General features: G+C 72.0%; 14 protein-coding genes and 1 riboswitch. Of the genes, 12 read left to right on the forward strand and 2 right to left on the reverse strand.

Annotation, left to right across the window (positions count from 1 at the left end):
- Positions 1 to 61: 61 nt before the first annotated feature.
- The 4 genes from AB8A24_RS28475 (at position 62) to AB8A24_RS28490 (ending at position 4,868) form a co-directional block, all read left to right on the forward strand.
- Positions 62 to 1,414 (forward strand): pitrilysin family protein, encoded by a 1,353-nt coding sequence (locus AB8A24_RS28475; RefSeq protein ID WP_328961343.1) that lies wholly within the window; start codon positions 62 to 64, stop codon positions 1,412 to 1,414.
- A 20-nt stretch (positions 1,415 to 1,434) separates the two neighbouring features.
- A complete protein-coding gene (locus AB8A24_RS28480; protein WP_369477981.1) occupies positions 1,435 to 2,802 on the forward strand; it encodes a M16 family metallopeptidase in 1,368 nt (455 codons plus the stop codon).
- Between the two features lie 217 nt (positions 2,803 to 3,019).
- A riboswitch (cyclic di-AMP (ydaO/yuaA leader) is annotated at positions 3,020 to 3,179 on the forward strand.
- 12 nt (positions 3,180 to 3,191) lie between these two features.
- A complete protein-coding gene (locus AB8A24_RS28485; RefSeq protein WP_328961342.1) occupies positions 3,192 to 3,995 on the forward strand; it encodes a M23 family metallopeptidase in 804 nt (267 codons plus the stop codon).
- A 195-nt stretch (positions 3,996 to 4,190) separates the two neighbouring features.
- Entirely contained in the window at positions 4,191 to 4,868 is a 678-nt protein-coding gene (locus AB8A24_RS28490; protein ID WP_030713236.1) for a GntR family transcriptional regulator, read from the forward strand.
- A 330-nt stretch (positions 4,869 to 5,198) separates the two neighbouring features.
- Here the strand turns inward: AB8A24_RS28490 and AB8A24_RS28495 are convergent, their stop codons facing one another.
- Positions 5,199 to 5,480, reverse strand: coding sequence for an HPr family phosphocarrier protein (locus AB8A24_RS28495; RefSeq protein WP_030012489.1), 282 nt, complete (start codon positions 5,478 to 5,480; stop codon positions 5,199 to 5,201).
- Positions 5,481 to 5,664: 184 nt separating this feature from the next.
- On the opposite strand from AB8A24_RS28495, the gene AB8A24_RS28500 reads away from it, so the two are divergent.
- From AB8A24_RS28500 to AB8A24_RS28515, 4 genes are all read left to right on the forward strand, one after another.
- Positions 5,665 to 8,454 (forward strand): GNAT family N-acetyltransferase, encoded by a 2,790-nt coding sequence (locus AB8A24_RS28500; RefSeq protein ID WP_369477968.1) that lies wholly within the window; start codon positions 5,665 to 5,667, stop codon positions 8,452 to 8,454.
- A 50-nt stretch (positions 8,455 to 8,504) separates the two neighbouring features.
- Positions 8,505 to 9,104, forward strand: a complete 600-nt coding sequence (locus AB8A24_RS28505; protein WP_030713230.1) for a DUF5998 family protein — start codon at positions 8,505 to 8,507, stop codon at positions 9,102 to 9,104.
- The gene (locus AB8A24_RS28510; RefSeq protein ID WP_328961340.1) at positions 9,104 to 10,306 is read left to right on the forward strand and encodes a nucleotide pyrophosphatase/phosphodiesterase family protein; all 1,203 of its coding nucleotides are present in this window, start codon (positions 9,104 to 9,106) and stop codon (positions 10,304 to 10,306) included. The genes AB8A24_RS28505 and AB8A24_RS28510 overlap by 1 nt, the downstream gene beginning before the upstream one ends.
- A gap of 67 nt (positions 10,307 to 10,373) precedes the next feature.
- The gene (locus tag AB8A24_RS28515; RefSeq protein WP_033217496.1) at positions 10,374 to 11,024 is read left to right on the forward strand and encodes a thymidine kinase; all 651 of its coding nucleotides are present in this window, start codon (positions 10,374 to 10,376) and stop codon (positions 11,022 to 11,024) included.
- Here the strand turns inward: AB8A24_RS28515 and AB8A24_RS28520 are convergent.
- Positions 11,011 to 12,756 (reverse strand): FAD-dependent monooxygenase, encoded by a 1,746-nt coding sequence (locus AB8A24_RS28520; protein WP_369477970.1) that lies wholly within the window; start codon positions 12,754 to 12,756, stop codon positions 11,011 to 11,013. The two genes, AB8A24_RS28515 and AB8A24_RS28520, sit on opposite strands and share 14 nt — an antisense overlap.
- A gap of 108 nt (positions 12,757 to 12,864) precedes the next feature.
- Between AB8A24_RS28520 and AB8A24_RS28525 the strand changes: the two genes are divergently transcribed.
- The 4 genes from AB8A24_RS28525 to AB8A24_RS28540 all read left to right on the forward strand — a co-directional run bounded on the left by AB8A24_RS28525 (position 12,865) and on the right by AB8A24_RS28540 (position 16,062).
- Entirely contained in the window at positions 12,865 to 13,578 is a 714-nt protein-coding gene (locus AB8A24_RS28525; protein ID WP_328961337.1) for a TetR/AcrR family transcriptional regulator C-terminal domain-containing protein, read from the forward strand.
- Between the two features lie 229 nt (positions 13,579 to 13,807).
- The gene (locus AB8A24_RS28530) at positions 13,808 to 14,140 is read left to right on the forward strand and encodes a hypothetical protein (protein WP_369477971.1); all 333 of its coding nucleotides are present in this window, start codon (positions 13,808 to 13,810) and stop codon (positions 14,138 to 14,140) included.
- A 168-nt stretch (positions 14,141 to 14,308) separates the two neighbouring features.
- Complete coding sequence (locus tag AB8A24_RS28535; protein ID WP_369477972.1) at positions 14,309 to 14,461, forward strand: hypothetical protein; 153 nt, start codon at positions 14,309 to 14,311, stop codon at positions 14,459 to 14,461.
- Between the two features lie 119 nt (positions 14,462 to 14,580).
- Positions 14,581 to 16,062, forward strand: coding sequence for a UDP-N-acetylmuramoyl-L-alanyl-D-glutamate--2,6-diaminopimelate ligase (locus AB8A24_RS28540; protein WP_369477973.1), 1,482 nt, complete (start codon positions 14,581 to 14,583; stop codon positions 16,060 to 16,062).
- The last annotated feature ends 52 nt before the right edge of the window (positions 16,063 to 16,114 follow it).

The raw sequence follows: 16,114 nt of genomic DNA on the forward strand, positions 1-16,114 counted from the left end.
TTGCATACAGTGGCAGGTCGATAAGAAATCTCTACATCGCGATCGAAGGGACCACATGCCCATGGGTCACACGGCCACAGCCCAGGCCGGCTCCGGCGGCCTGACAGCGACCGAGCACCGGCTGGCCAACGGCCTGCGCGTGGTGCTCTCCGAGGACCACCTGACCCCGGTCGCCGCGGTCTGCCTCTGGTACGACGTCGGCTCGCGCCATGAGGTCAAGGGACGCACCGGCCTGGCTCACCTCTTCGAGCACCTGATGTTCCAGGGGTCGGCGAGCGTACCCGGCAACGGGCACTTCGAACTGGTCCAGGGGGCCGGCGGTTCCCTCAACGGCACCACCAGCTTCGAGCGCACCAACTACTTCGAGACGATGCCGACGCACCAGCTGGAGCTCGCGCTCTGGCTGGAAGCGGACCGGATGGGGTCCCTGCTGGCCGCCCTGGACGACGAGTCCATGGAGAACCAGCGCGACGTCGTCAAGAACGAGCGCCGCCAGCGGTACGACAACGTCCCGTACGGCACGGCCTTCGAGCGGCTCACCGCCCTGGCCTACCCCGAGGGTCACCCGTACCACCACACCCCCATCGGCTCCATGGCCGACCTGGACGCCGCCTCCCTGGAGGACGCGCGCACCTTCTTCCGCACGTACTACGCGCCCAACAACGCGGTGCTGTCGGTCGTCGGGGACATCGACCCCGAGAAGACGCTCGCCTGGGTCGAGAAGTACTTCGGCACCATCCCCGCGCACGACGGCAAGCAGCCGCCCCGCGACGGCTCGCTGCCCGACATCATCGGGGAGCAGCTGCGCGAGGAGATCGTCGAGGAGGTCCCGGCGCGTGCGCTGATGGCCGCCTACCGGCTGCCGCACGACGGCACCCGGGAGTGCGACGCCGCCGACGTGGCGCTGACCATCCTGGGCGGCGGCGAGTCCTCGCTGCTGCACAACCGGCTGGTACGCCGCGACCAGACGGCTGTCGCGGCCGGCTTCGGCATGCTGCGGCTGGCCGGGGCGCCCTCCCTGGGCTGGCTGGACGTCAAGACCTCCAGCGGCGTCGAGATCCCCGCCATCGAGGCGGCCGTGGACGAGGAGCTCGCGCGGTTCGCCGCCGAGGGCCCGACGGCCGAGGAGATGGAGCGCGCCCAGGCGCAGCTGGAGCGCGAGTGGCTGGACCGGCTGAGCACGGTGGCCGGCCGCGCCGACGAACTGTGCCGCTTCGCGGTGCTGTTCGGCGACCCGCAGCTGGCGCTGACCGCCGTCCGGCGCGTCCTCGACGTCACCGCCGAGGAGGTGCAGGCCGTGGCCGCGGCCCGACTGCGCCCGGACAACCGCGCGGTGCTCGTCTACGAGCCGCTCGCGGCCGACGAGTCCGACCAGCACGACGACTCCGACGAGAACGAGGGGGCGGAGCAGTGAGCGACACGGCAGCCGTCACGATGACCTTCCACCCGCAGCCGCAGGCCGGCGAGCCGCAGCCGTGGGCCTTCCCGGCCCCCGACCGCGGGCAGCTGTCCAACGGGCTGACCCTGCTGCGCTGCCACCGGCCGGGCCAGCAGGTCGTCGCGGTCGAGGTCAACCTCGCCGCCCCGCTGGACGCCGAGCCCGAGGGCCTGGACGGCGTGGCGACCATCATGGCGCGGGCGTTCTCCGAGGGCACCGACAAGCACTCCGCCGAGGAGTTCGCGGCCGAGCTGGAGCGCTGCGGCGCCACCCTGGACGCGCACGCCGACCACCCGGGCCTGCGGGTCTCGCTGGAGGTCCCGGCCTCCCGGCTGCCCAAGGCGCTCGGCCTGCTCGCCGAGGCGCTGCGCGCCCCGGCCTTCGCCGACGCCGAGGTCGACCGGCTGGTGCGCAACCGGCTCGACGAGATCCCGCACGAGCTGGCCAGCCCGCAGCGCCGCGCCGCCAAGCAGCTCTCCAAGGAACTCTTCCCGGCCACCCTGCGGATGTCCCGGCCGCGCCAGGGCACCGAGGAGACGGTCGCCCGGATCGACTCCGCCGCCGTACGCGCCTTCTACGAGGCCCACGTACGCCCCGCCACCGCCACCGCGGTGGTCGTCGGCGACCTGACCGGCATCGACCTGGACGCCGTGCTCGCGGACACCCTGGGCACCTGGACGGGCAACACCGCCGCCGCCCTCCCGGTGCCGCCGGTGACCGCCGACGACACCGGACGCGTGGTCATCGTGGACCGGCCCGGCGCGGTCCAGACGCAGCTGCTGATCGGCCGGATCGGGGCGGACCGCCACGACCGGGTGTGGGCGGCCCAGGTGCTGGGCACGTACTGCCTGGGCGGCACCCTCACCTCGCGCCTGGACAAGGTGCTGCGCGAGGAGAAGGGGTACACCTACGGCGTGCGCGCCTTCGGCCAGGTGCTGCGCTCCACCGCGGACGGCAAGGGCGCCTCGATGCTCGCCATCAGCGGCTCGGTGGACACCCCGAACACCGGACCGGCGCTGGAGGACCTCTGGAAGGTGCTGCGCACCCTCGCCGAGGGCGGTCTGACCGACGCCGAACGCGATGTCGCCGTGCAGAACTTGGTGGGCGTGGCCCCGCTGAAGTTCGAGACGGCCGCCTCGGTCGCGGGCACCCTCGCCGACCAGGTCGAGCAGGAACTGCCGGACGACTACCAGGCGCAGTTGTACGCCCAGCTCGCCGAGACGGGCACGGTGGAGGCCACCACGGCGGTCGTCAAGGCCTTCCCCGCGGACCGGCTGGTCACCGTCCTCGTGGGCGACGCGGCGCTGATCGAGGAGCCCGTGCGGGCCCTTGGCATCGGCGAGGTCACGGTCGTTTCCAACTGACGGTCGGATGACGGCCCATTGGGGGCCGGCCGAGGGTTTCGGCAAGGGGTTCTGGTGACTTGGTCACCAGAACCCCTTTTGTCCGTTTAGTGGTGAGGTTGCTTGTATGCGGTGTGGCGTACGCAACAAAAAGCCGTGTCTGTTTGGCGATTGACTGATGATCCGCCTAGCGTCGGCCGTGCTGTTCGTCAGTTGTGCCCGCCGCACCCGCGGCACCGGACAGCGATCGCCGAGTCCCCGTCAGGCGCGAGCCTGGGGAGCCGGGGACCCACATGAGTCCCTGGGGTGAATCGGACCCCCTCGCAAGAGGAGGCCCGTAGGAGACCTTCCTGCTCCGAACCCGTCAGCTAACCCGGTAGGCGAGAAGGAAGGAAAGGATCAAACCCTTCATGGCGTTTGGCAGTCGTCCCGCTGGTACCGGTAAGCACCGTGGCTCCAGCCGTCTGAGCAAGAAGACCGCCGGTTACGCCGGTATCGCCGCGATCGCCACCACGGGTGTCGTCGGCTCCCTCGCCGCCCCGGCCTTCGCCGCGGACAACCACAGCAGCACCATCGGCCAGGACAACGGCCTCGGTGCCGTCGTCGTCGCCGAGGACCTTGCGGGTGACATCGCCGACCAGGCCGAGTCCCAGCACCGCGTCGCCGAGCAGGACGCCGTCAAGGCGCAGGCCGAGGCCGACGCGAAGCAGCGGGCCGCCGAGGCCAAGCGCATGGCCGAGGCCAAGGCGAAGGCCGAGCGCGAGGCCGCCGAGCGCGCCGCCCGCGAGGAGGAGCGCAAGCGCCTCAACACCTTCGTCGCCCCGGTGGACGGCTCGTACGTCAGCACGCAGTACCACGCGGGCGGCGGCATGTGGTCCTCCGGCAGCCACACGGGCATCGACTTCCACGCCGCCTCCGGCACCTCGGTCCACGCGGTGGGCCTGGGTACCGTCGTCGAGGCCGGCTGGGGTGGCGCGTACGGCAACAACGTCGTCATCAAGCACAACGACGGCACCTACACCCAGTACGGTCACATGACCTCGCTGAACGTCTCCGTCGGCGAGCAGGTCACCCCGGGTCAGCAGATCGGCCTGTCGGGCTCCACCGGCAACTCCAGCGGCCCGCACCTGCACTTCGAGGCCCGCACCGGCTCGCAGTACGGCTCGGACATCGACCCGATCGCGTACCTGCGCTCGCACGGCGTCAGCCTCTGACCTCGCGCCTCACGCATCGCACCGCTTCACCGAGGACCATGGCTCTCCGAGCCGGGGTCTTTGTATGTTGCGCCTTCGCGCAAATGTTTCGTATTTCCGGCCGCTCTCGGAAATTATCGTGTGTTGCAATAGAGTCGCAGCACGCGCATGTGCGTGCAATGACGCTGGCAGTCGGAAATAGGCGGAGGTTCGGTCTTGCGTATTCCTGCGCACGCGGTATGCACAGCAATCCGCGACGACATCGTCTCCGGGGTGTTCGAGCCGGGCGGCCGGTTGACCGAGGAGGTGCTGGCCCGCCGGTACGGGGTCTCGCGCGTCCCGGTGCGTGAGGCCCTGCGGACCCTGGAGTCCGAGGGGTTCGTGACCACGCGGCGCCACGCGGGGGCGTGCGTGGCCGAGCCGACCGAGCAGGAGGCCGCGGACCTGCTGGAGCTGCGGATGCTCCTGGAGCCGCTGGCCGCCGCGCGGGCCGCCCGGCGGCGCACCGACGCGCACCTCAAGGTGCTGCGCGGACTGGTCAGACTGGGGCAGGAGCGAGCCAGGCGGGGCCAGGGGGAGGATCTGCGGTCCCTGGGCGGCTGGTTCCACGAGACGCTCGCCCAGGCCTCCGGCAGCCCCGGGCTGATCTCGCTGCTCACGCAGATGCGGCACAAGATCGCGTGGATGTACGTGGTGGAGGCGCCGGCCCGGCCCGTGGAGTCCTGGGCGGAGCACGGGGCGGTCGTGGACGCGGTGGCGCGCGGCGACGCCGAACGGGCGCGGGCGCTGACCGCGATCCACGCCGACCGGGCGGCGGGGGCGCACCGGCTGCGGCTCCGCCCGGCGGTGAGCACTTCGCAACCTGCCGTAAACATGTCGAGTGGTCGGCATTAACAGGAGCCGTATACAAAGGGTGGGATCGCGTGAATTCGCTGCGCGGTGGCCGATCCCTTTCGAATCGGCCCGAGGTGTCGTGCGCAATTCCGGAGAGGATTAATTCGGCGTGCGCCGGATCGGGGCGGGGTCTTTTCTTCGTCGCGCGGGATCTTCTCGGCATTCGCCGCCCTCGGGTCCGCCGGGGATCCGACGCTCCGCGGGGTGACCGCGTCGGGCGGCCCCGCCCGGCTTCTCGTCACGCGGCGGGGCCCCGTGGACGGAACGACGAAGCCGCGACCCCCGGATCACGGGGGCCGCGGCTTCGCGCGTGGAGTCGAACCCGAAGGGTCAGACGGTCTCGGGGAGCTCCTCGAGACCCTCGGCGACCAGCTTCGCGAGGCGGTCGAGCGCGGCGTCCGCACCCTCGGCCTCGGAGGCGAGGACGATCTCCTCGCCGCCCTGGGCGCCCAGGCCCAGGACCGCCAGCATGGAGGCGGCGTTGACGGGGTCGCCGCCGGACTTCGCGATGGTCACCGGGACGCCGGAAGCGGTCGTCGCGCGGACGAAGATCGAGGCGGGACGAGCGTGCAGGCCCTCGGCCCAGCCGACGTTGACGCGGCGCTCTGCCATGGTGATGCCCTTCAGGTTCTTACGGTTGTCTAGACCAGTCTCTCACGACGCCCGGAATGCTCGGGCCTACCATCGGCCTGAATTTTCCGCCGTTCGACCTTCCCCAGCTTGCCCTGATATGTACCGTCCTGCCTCATCCGCCGCGCGAGGGCTCCACGGCCCGATCCGGCCGTAAGGTAGGCCCATGACCATCGAGTCGGACCCCTCCTACCCGGCCCACTGGGAAGCCGATGTCGTCCTCCGCGACGGCGGCACGGCCCGGATCCGGCCCATCACCACCGAAGACGCGGGCCGGCTCGTCAGCTTCTACGAGCAGGTCTCGGACGAGTCGAAGTACTACCGGTTCTTCGCCCCCTACCCCCGGCTCTCCGACCGCGACGTGCACCGCTTCACGCACCACGACTACGTGGACCGGGTCGGCCTCGCCGCGACCATCGGCGGGGAGTTCATCGCCACCGTCCGCTACGACCGCATCGACGCCGCCGGCCGGCCCGCCTCCGGACCCGCCGACGAGGCCGAGGTCGCCTTCCTCGTCCAGGACGCCCACCAGGGCCGCGGGGTCGCCTCCACGCTCCTCGAACACATCGGCGCGGTGGCCCGGGAGCGCGGCATCCGGCGGTTCGCCGCCGAGGTGCTGCCCGCCAACACCAAGATGATCAAAGTCTTCACGGACGCCGGCTACCAGCAGAAGCGCAGCTTCGAGGACGGCTCCGTCCACCTCACCCTCGACCTCGAACCCACCGCCGAGTCCCTCGCCGTGCAGCGCGCCCGCGAACAGCGCGCCGAGGCCCACTCGGTGCAGCGGCTGCTGGCCCCCGGTTCGGTGGCCGTCGTCGGAGTCAGCCGCTCCGGCGGGGGCGTGGGCGCGGCGGCACTGCGCAACCTGCGCGACAGCGGCTTCCACGGCCACCTCTACGCGGTCAACGAGGCCGTCACCCGCGACCTCCTCGACGGAGTGCGGGCCTACCGCACCATCGAGGCCATCGGCGCCCCGGTCGACCTCGCGGTGATCGCGGTCCCGGCCGACCGGGTCCCGGACGCGGTGGCGGCCTGCGGCGAGCACGGGGTGCAGGGGCTCGTCGTCCTGTCCGCCGGATACGGGGAGAGCGGCCCGGCCGGACTCGCCCGCCAGCGCGAACTGGTGCGGCAGGTGCGCTCGTACGGGATGCGGCTGATCGGGCCGAACGCCTACGGGGTGATCAACACCGCGCCCGAGGTGGAACTCAACGCCTCCCTCACGCCCGCACCGATGCCGACGCGCGGCCGGATCGGCCTGTTCACGCAGTCCGGGGCGATCGGCATCGCCCTGCTCTCCGCGCTGCTCCGACGCGGCGAGGGCCTGTCCTCCTTCGTCTCCGCGGGCAACCGCGCCGACGTGTCCGGGAACGACATCCTCCAGTACTGGTACGACGACGAGGCGACCGACGTCGCCCTGCTCTACCTCGAAACCCTGGGCAACCCGCGGAAGTTCACCCGGCTCGCCCGCCGCACGGCGGCCGTCAAGCCGGTGGTCGTCGCCAAGGGCGGCCGGCACAGCCCGGCCGGACACGTGGTCCCCGACACCCGGCTGCCGGAGGCCACCGTCTCCGCCCTGCTGCGCCAGGCCGGCGTCATCCGCGTCGACACGGTCACCGAGCTGGTGGACGTCGGCCTCCTGCTGGCGGCGCAGCCGCTGCCCGCCGGGCCCCGCATCGCGATCCTCGGCAACTCCGAATCCCTCGGGATCCTCACCTACGACGCCTGCCTCACCCAGGGCCTGAGCCCCCTGCCACCGCTGGACCTGACGACGGCGGCCGCACCGGCGGACTTCCGCACCGCCCTGACCGACGCGCTCCGCTCCGAGGACTGCGACGCGGTGGTGGTCACGGCCATCCCGTGGGTGAGCGAGGACGCACCGGAGGACGACCTGGCCGGCGCCCTGCGCGAAGCGGTGGCCGCGTACCCGGGCAAGCCGGTCGCGGTGGTGCACGTCGAGCTCGGCGAGCTCGCCGAGGCCCTGTCCGCCGTGCGCGGCGTCCCGCACACCACGTCGCCGCGGAGCTGGGGCCCCGTGGCGGACCAGGCGCCCCAGGCCCCGGCCGGGCCGCTGTCCGCGGCCGGGGACAGCATCCCCAGCTACCCCGCCGCCGAACGCGCGGTCAAGGCGGTCGCCGAGGCCGTCCGGTACGGGCAGTGGCGCCGGGCCACCGCCGAAGACGACGGGCGGGTCCCCGAGTACGAGGACATCGACGAGGCCGGGACCGCGGAGCGGCTGGCCGGGCTGCTGACCGACGTCGACCCCGGCGCCGTGCTGACGCTGACCGACCGGGACGCCCGCGAGCTGCTCGCGGCCTACGGGATCCGGGTCCTGCCCACCCTGCCCGCGCCGAGCGCCGACGCGGCGGTCCGCGCCGCCGGGGTGCTGGGATACCCGGTGGCGCTCAAGACCACCGCCCCGCACCTGCGCCACCGCGCGGACCTGGGCGGCGTACGTCTCGACCTCACGAACGAGGTCGAGCTGCGGCGCTCGTACGAGGAGCTCACCGACGCGCTGGGCAAGCCGGCCGAGCTCCAGCCCGTGGTGCAGGCCATGGTGCCGCGCGGGGTAGACACCGTCGTCCGCTCCGTCATCGACCCCGCCGCGGGCGCCGTCCTCTCCTTCGGGCTCGCCGGCGTCGCCTCCGAGCTGCTCGGCGACACCGCGCACCGGCTCGTCCCGGCCACCGACCGGGACGCCGCCGGACTGATCCGGTCCATCCGGACCGCGCCCCTCCTGTTCGGCTGGCGGGGCAGCGACCCCGTGGACACCCCCGCCCTGGAGGCACTGCTGCTGAGGCTTTCCCGCCTCGTGGACGACCACCCCGAGGTGATCGACGTCTCGCTGGAGCCCGTCGTGGTCGCCGCCGAGGGCGTATCCGTACTCAGCGCCACCGTCCGCCTGGCCCACCCGCCGGCCCGCGGCGATCTCGGCCCGCGGACCCTCCCCAGTTACTGACCGGGTACGGCGCGGCCTGAGGGCCCCGCACGGGCCTTAGGATGGACCTCATGGCGAAATCCGGTACGACGACCCAGGGGCTGCGCACGGCGATCGAGCGCAGCGGCTACTACCCGGCCCTCGTGGCCGAGGCCGTGGAGGCCGCGGTGGGCGGCGAGCCGATTTCGTCGTACCTGGTCCACCAGGAGACGACCTTCGACTCCAACGAGGTGCGCCGTCACGTCACCGTGCTGGTGCTGACGGGCAACCGCTTCATCGTCAGCCACACCGACGAGCAGGCCGCCGACGCCGGGTCCCCCTCCCCGTACGCGACCACCTCCACCGAGTCGGTCAAGCTGTCCAGCATCTCCTCCGTGGTGCTCAGCCGCGTCGTCGCCAACCCGGAGTCCTACACCCCCGGCACGCTGCCCCGCGAGGTCGTCCTGACCATCGGCTGGGGCGCGGTCTCCCGGATCGACCTGGAGCCGGCCGCCTGCGGCGACCCGAACTGCGACTCCGACCACGGCTACACCGGCAACTCCACCGCCGACGACCTCAGCCTGCGGGTCAGCGAGGCCGGCGACGGCCCGGAGGCGGTGCGCCAGACCCTGGTCTTCGCGCAGGCACTCTCCGAAGCCACAGCGGCGACCTCCGCCACCCCCGCCCGTTGATGGCGTACTCCGCGGCACAGGAGTGGCCCGAGCCGGAGCTGCTGGACCTGGCGGGCGCCCCCGTCCCGGAGTACGGTGCCGGTTCGCTCGCCGACCTGCTGCCCACGCTCGTGGCCGGCCAGGGCGTCCCCGGTTTCACCGCCGTGATCCCCGAGCTGACCCCGGCCGACCGGAACTGCGTGTTCCTGGTCGACGGCATGGGCTGGGAGCAGATCAAGGCCCACCCGGACGAGGCCCCGTACCTCACCTCCCTGCTCGGCAGCTCGCGCGGCGGCACCGGCCGCCCGATCACCGCGGGCTTCCCGGCGACCACCGCCACCTCGCTCGCCTCGGTGGGCACCGGCCTGCCGCCGGCCCGCCACGGCCTGCCCGGCTACGCCGTCCGCAACCCCGCCACCGGGGAGCTGATGAACCAGCTCCGCTGGTACCCGTGGACCGCGCCGAAGCCCTGGCAGCCGTATCCGACCGTCTTCCAGCAGGCGGACAAGGCAGGGGTGGCGACCGCCCAGGTGTCCTCGCCTGCCTTCCAGACCACCCCGCTCACCAAGATCGCGCTGAGCGGCGGCACCTTCCTCGGCCGGATGACCGGCGAGGAACGGATGGACCTGGCGGCCGAGCGCCTCGCGTCCGGTGACCGCTCGCTCGTCTACACGTACTACAGCGAACTCGACGGGGCCGGCCACCGGCACGGCGTGGACTCCGACGCCTGGCGCGGCCAGCTGATGTACGTGGACCGGCTCGTCCAGCGGCTCGCCGAGCAGCTGCCGCCGCGCACCGCCCTGTACGTGACCGCGGATCACGGCATGGTCGACGTCCCCTTCGACGAGGACTCGCGGATCGACTTCGACGAGGACTGGGAGCTCGGCGCCGGCGTCGCCCTGCTCGGCGGCGAGGGGCGGGCCCGGCACGTGTACGCGGTGCCGGGTGCGCAGGCCGACGTACTGACCGTGTGGCGCGAGGTGCTCGGCGACCGGTTCTGGGTCGCGAGCCGCGAAGAGGCCCTGGAACTGGGCTGGTTCGGCGCGCCGGGGGAGTGCGACGAGCGCGTGCTCGGGCGCATCGGCGACGTGGTGGCGGCCGCCCAGGCCGATGTCGCGATCACCGCCTCGCGCAACGAGCCGAACGAATCCGCCCTCACCGGAATGCACGGCTCCATGACCGCGGCGGAGCAGCTCGTCCCGCTGCTCGAAATCCGCACCTGACCCTCGCCCCTCACCCCGTACGCACCGCCCCACCACCTGCCCACGACCCGAAAGGTCCGTACTTCCCATGCCCGAGCTGGTGTTCTTCTCCGGAACGATGGACTGCGGAAAGAGCACGTTGGCGCTCCAGATCGCGCACAACCGCGATGCGCGGGGGCTGCAGGGTGTGATCTTCACGCGGGACGACCGGGCGGGTGAGGGCAAGCTGTCCTCCCGGCTCGGCCTGGTGACGGAGGCGATCGAGGCGCCGGAGGGCATGGACCTGTACGCGTACCTGGTGGCTCAGCTCTCCCAGGGCGGCAAGGCCGATTACGTGATCGTGGACGAGGCCCAGTTCCTGGCGCCCGAGCAGATCGACCAGTTGGCCCGCATCGTCGACGACCTCGACATGGACGTCTTCGCCTTCGGCATCACGACGGACTTCCGCACGAAGCTCTTCCCCGGCTCGCAGCGGCTGATCGAGCTGGCGGACCGCCTGGAGCAGCTTCAGGTCGAGGCCCTGTGCTGGTGCGGAGCGCGCGCGACGCACAACGCCCGTACGGTGGGCGGGGAGATGGTGGTGGAAGGCGCCCAGGTGGTCGTCGGTGACGTGAACCGCCCGGCGGAGGAGATCGGCTACGAGGTCCTGTGCCGCCGCCACCACCGCCGCCGCATGACCTCGGCCGCGGCCCAGGCCGGCGCCCTCTCCCCGGACGTCCTCCCGGTCAACCACGCCTGACGTCGACCGCGGCGGTGGCGTGCTGATCGGCTCCCGTGCGCGGCGGAGCGGAGGTCGCTTCGGTCTCCAGGCCCAGCAGTTGGATCAGCGCCTGCTCCAGGTCGCGCTGTGGGTGTGCCGGGTCGGCGGCCCGCCAGGCGACGAATCCGTCGGGGCGGATCAGAAGCGCGCCGCCAGGGACGATCCCGGCGGCGGCAGGCCACTGGCCCTCGGGGTCCAGGACGGCGTCCCGGCCGGCCTCCGGGTCCGCTGTGATCAGTTCGGCGCCCAGCTCCAGTCCGAGCCGGTCGGCAGCCCCGGTGGCTGCCTGGATCCACGCGGCGCCACGCGGTCCGGCGAGCACCGTGAAGCGCGACCGCACGAGGTCCAGCGTCGAGATCTTGGCGCCGTCCCGGGTCACCCACAGATGCGGCACCCTGGAGCCCGGTGCGCCGTCCAGGTCGAGGGTGATGTCCTCGCGTGACGGCAGGTCGGCGACAGGGTCGATGATCGCCGTCGAGTCGTACCGGTAACCCAGGTGCACGACCGGCGAATTGACGACACCCGCTCGGGCTCGCTCGGCGGCCAGAGCCGGGCTCGCGTCCCAGTGCAGGCGAGGGTCGGCCAGCCGGAGCCGGGCCTGCTCGACGGCGAGCGCTCCGACCGGGCGCCGCTCGGCATCGTAGGTGTCCAGAAGGTCCGGCGCGGCCTGATCGCGTAGAACCAGCGCCAATTTCCATGCCAGGTTGTGGGCGTCGGCGATCCCGGTGTTCATGCCGAACGCGCCCAGAGGCGGTACGGCGTGTGCGGCGTCACCGGCGAGGAACACCCGTCCGTCCGAGAAGCGGGAGGCGACCGACGCACGGATCCGCCACGGCAGGACGGAGACGATCTCCACCTCCGGGGCCGGGCTGCCGAGGGCCGAGTGGACCAGTTCGCGACAGCGCTCGGGAGTGAAGTCCCGCGCCGACTCCCCGGCGTCCGGGTCGTAGCCGAAGTGGAGGACCCACTCCCGATCGCCGTCGATCGTCATCAGCATGCCGTGGAAGTCCGGGCGGGTGATCTCGCAGGCGACGAAGGAGTGTCCCCTGGTCAGGCTGCTGAGATCGGCGCGGAACAGGATGTTCACTTTCGGCCCGTCGAGCGGGCCGGGGCCCGTGGTGGGAATCCCGAGTGCGGCCCGGGCCGGGCTCTTCACGCCGTCCGCGGCGACCAGGTAGTCCGCTCGCACCGATCGCCTGCCGTCCGGGCCGTCGAGGATCGCTGTGACGCCTTCGTCGTCCTGGCTGAACGAGACCAGCTCGGTTCCGTACAGCACGGTGGCGCCGTGCCGGCGGGCGGCCGGCAGCAGCACCGCGTCCAGCCGGTTCTGCGGGCAGGTGCCGCGGATCCTGCCGGGGCCGATCTCCTGCGGCGGCTCGACCGTCCGCCGTGCGCCCGGCACGGGGGCCCGGCGGGTCGGCGGGGCGGGACGGGTGAGTGCGTCGGCGCTTGCGAGGGTCTCGCCTTCGATCTTGCCCAGGCTGCCCTTGGCCATGTCGACGGCCACTTCGTCGATCGCCTCGGCCAGGCCCGCCTCGCGGAGGATCTCCAGGGTGCGCGGACCGACACCGGTGGCCCTGGGGTGCTCCGAGAGTCCGGGCTGACGTTCCACTGCCAGAACGTCGACCCCGTGGCGGGCGAGGAACAGCGCGGCGGCCAGGCCGACCGTGCCGGCGCCGGCGACCAGGACCTGTACGCGGGCATCGTGCATGACGATTCCTCCTCAGTTCCAAGATGGGAACACTGTTCCCGGTTTCTGGGAACACTGTATCCATGGGAGTACGATGTGCCCACCGAAATGATTCGAGGAGTTGTCGCGATGTCCGAGGAACCGCCCCCCGCACTGGTCTGGGCACGGGAGCCGCGCGCTCCGCGCCGCCAGAGCCTCAGCGTCGACCGGATCGTTTCGGTGGCCGTCGGCATCGCCGATGCCGAGGGCCTGGAGGCCCTGTCCATGCGCCGGCTCGCCGCGGACCTCGGCTCCGGGACGACGTCGCTCTACCGCCATGTCGCCGGCCGGGACGAGCTCTTGGACCTCATGGTCGACGCGGTCCGCGGGGAGCACCCGGCGCAGCCGCCGACCGGCGACTGGCGCGCCGACCTGGGCGGCGTCGCCCGCCTGATGCGCGCCGACCTGTTGCGGCACCCCTGGCTCGGCAGCGCGCTGATGTCCCGCCTGGCGCTCGGGCCGAACTCCCTGCGCCGGGTGGACTTCGCGCTGGCCGCCGCCGGCTCGCTGACCGCCGACGCCTCTCTCGCCATCACGCTCATCCGCTCGCTGCACCACTACGTTCTCGGTGCGGTGGCGGACCAGCTCGCCGAACAGGACGCGCAGCGTCGCACCGGTCTGACCGAGGAGCAGTGGCGGGCGAGCGTCGGTCCGTACGTGCGCGACATCGTCAACAGCGGCGTGTACCCGCACTTCTCCCGCTCGGTGATCGAGGCGGAAGACCTCGATGCCGACCGTCAATTCGAGTTCGGACTCGACTGCCTACTTGCCGGGATCGCCGCGCAAGTGACCGCTTCCCGATAGCCGGCGCCGCGACGTTCCATCCGGCCGATCCGGTCGCCTCGCAGGTGGCGGATGCCCCGGTAAAAGAGGGTTACGCCTATGACATCGAGGTGTGGCAGCTGTCGGACGACCCGAAGGCGACCGTGACCTATCGCCCGTTCGGTAGATCCGGTGGAGCGACCATCGACTACATGATGTGGACGGCCTCGATAGGAAGCGATTCCACATTCCGCAGCATGGGGACTGAGCCATGGTGAACCAGGAAGCGTATCGCCGAGCGCTCGAATATCTGATCCGGTACGCGCACGACGACTGGCTCGGGTTCTCTGTCGTCAGCGGGGCGGTGGGCGGTCTCCTCGGGCGCGGCGCTTCATTCGAGGTGCAACTGGGGCTGCTCCTGCGGATCGTCGGCGATCTGCATGACGCCGGAGCGCGACCGGGCGATCTGACGGAGTCGGCAAGAGAGCCGTTCCTGCCGTGGAGGGCGGACAAAGCCGAGGCCTTGACCCGGATCGCCGCGGAGGTCGAGCCGCATTCCCGATTGCCCGACTCGGGTGATGTCTGCTGGTTCGCGGTGCCGTGAGCCGGAGACGGGTCTCCCACGGCACGACATCGATCCGCGGGAGCGGAAACCGGGTGCGGCCGAGCGGATGGGCGGCTGTATGCCCTGACCGGATCGGCGTACACCATCGCGATCGCCGTCCCATGTGACCCGGACGGCGGGCCGTCGGGTGGGCCGTACACTCGGCCCATGGGTCGCACACGTTCCTCGAGGCAGTGCCTGCAGCAGGCCGCCTTCGGGATGCGCCCGGCCGCCGGGGTCGCGACCGTCGTCGACCCGGCCCGCGAGGTCCTCGCCGTAGCGCCCAAGACGCGCCGTACGGCCCTGCACGGCCACGGCTAGCGCTTCGCGCCTCCGTTTCCTCCGCTCCACATCACCACAGCAGCTTCCCGGCATGCCGCCGGCGCTGCCGCCTGGCTACGGCCGCACGCCCGGGCCCGAGCCCCCTCGAAGGGATCATTGTGAAGCTGAGCGAATTGCTGGCCGGGCAGGAGCACCACGTCCTCCAGGGTGATCCGGACACGACGCTGATCACCGCGGGAACCACCTTCGACGCCGACCGGGTGATGCCGGGCTCGCTCTTCATCGCCGTACCCGGACACCGGGAGGGCGGCCCCGCCTCCGTCCCGCCCGCCCTGGCCCGGGGCGCCGCCGCCGTACTCGTCGACGGCAGCGAGACCGCCCTGCCGGCCGCGGTATGGCCCCCGGGCACCTGTGCCGTCCGGGTCCCCGACACGCGGACGGCCGCCGCGGTGGTGACCTCCCGCTACTTCGGCGAGCCCGGAAGCCAGATGGACATGGTGGCGATCACCGGCACCAACGGGAAGACCTCCGTCTCGTACATGGTCGAGTCCGTCCTGCGGATCGCCGAGGGCGCCAGGGTGGGGGTGATCGGAACGGCCGGCAGCAGGATCGGCGATGAGCCGATCCCCATGCCGCCCTCGGTGCTGACCACGCCGGAATCTCCCGACCTGCAGTACCTGTTGGGGTACATGCGCGACCGCGGGGCCACCGGCGTGGTGCTGGAGGCCACCTCGATGGCGCTGCTGACGCACCGGGTGGACCGTACGTTCATCGACGTCGGGGTCTTCACCAACCTCACGCAGGACCATCTGGACGATCACGGGACGATGGCGGACTACCGGGACGCCAAGCTGCGGCTCTTCCAGGGCCTGTGCCGGCGTGCGGTGGTCAACGCCGACGATCCGGTGGGCGCGTCCATCGTGTCGATGATGCCGGGTGCGGTGACCACGTACGCCCTGGACCGCCCGGCCGACTACCGGGCCACCGACCTCGAGGTGAGTGCCTCGGGCACGCGGTTCACCCTCCACCACGCCGGACGCGCCTACCCGGCCTCGATCCCCGTCCCCGGCCGGTTCTCGGTGGCCAACGCGCTGGCCACGGTGGCGGCCTGCCACCTGCTGGGGCACGAGCTGGGCCCCCTGGTCGACGCGCTCGACCGGATGCCGCCGGTCCCGGGCCGGCTGGAACGCTTCCGGACCCCGCTGGGCACCTCCGTGATCGTGGACTACGCCCACTCGCCGGACTCCCTGGAGAAGGTCCTGACCACCATCCGGGGCTTCGCCCGTGGCCGGGTGATCACGGTCTTCGGCTGCGGCGGGGACCGCGACACCACCAAACGGGCCGAGATGGGCCAGATCGCCGGGACCCATTCCGACCTCTGTGTCCTGACCTCGGACAACCCCCGCAACGAGGACCCCGAGGCCATCCTGGACCAGGTCTCCCACGGACTCACGGCCACCGGCACCTCCTTCCGGCGCTACGCCGACCGCCGCCGGGCGATCGCCTTCGCCCTGTCCGCGGCGGGCCCCGACGACACGGTCCTGATCGCCGGCAAGGGCAGCGAACCGCACCAGATCGTCGGCGAGGAGCTGCTCCCCTTCAGCGACATGGCCACCGTGCGCGAACTGGCCCAGACCTAGGCCCGCCGCGCGCGCAGCCCGTAGGGTTCTGCGCTTCCGGGGCCCGCCGGGC

Source organism: Streptomyces sp. BF23-19, from assembly GCF_041106355.1.
GTDB lineage: Bacteria > Actinomycetota > Actinomycetes > Streptomycetales > Streptomycetaceae > Streptomyces > Streptomyces virginiae_A.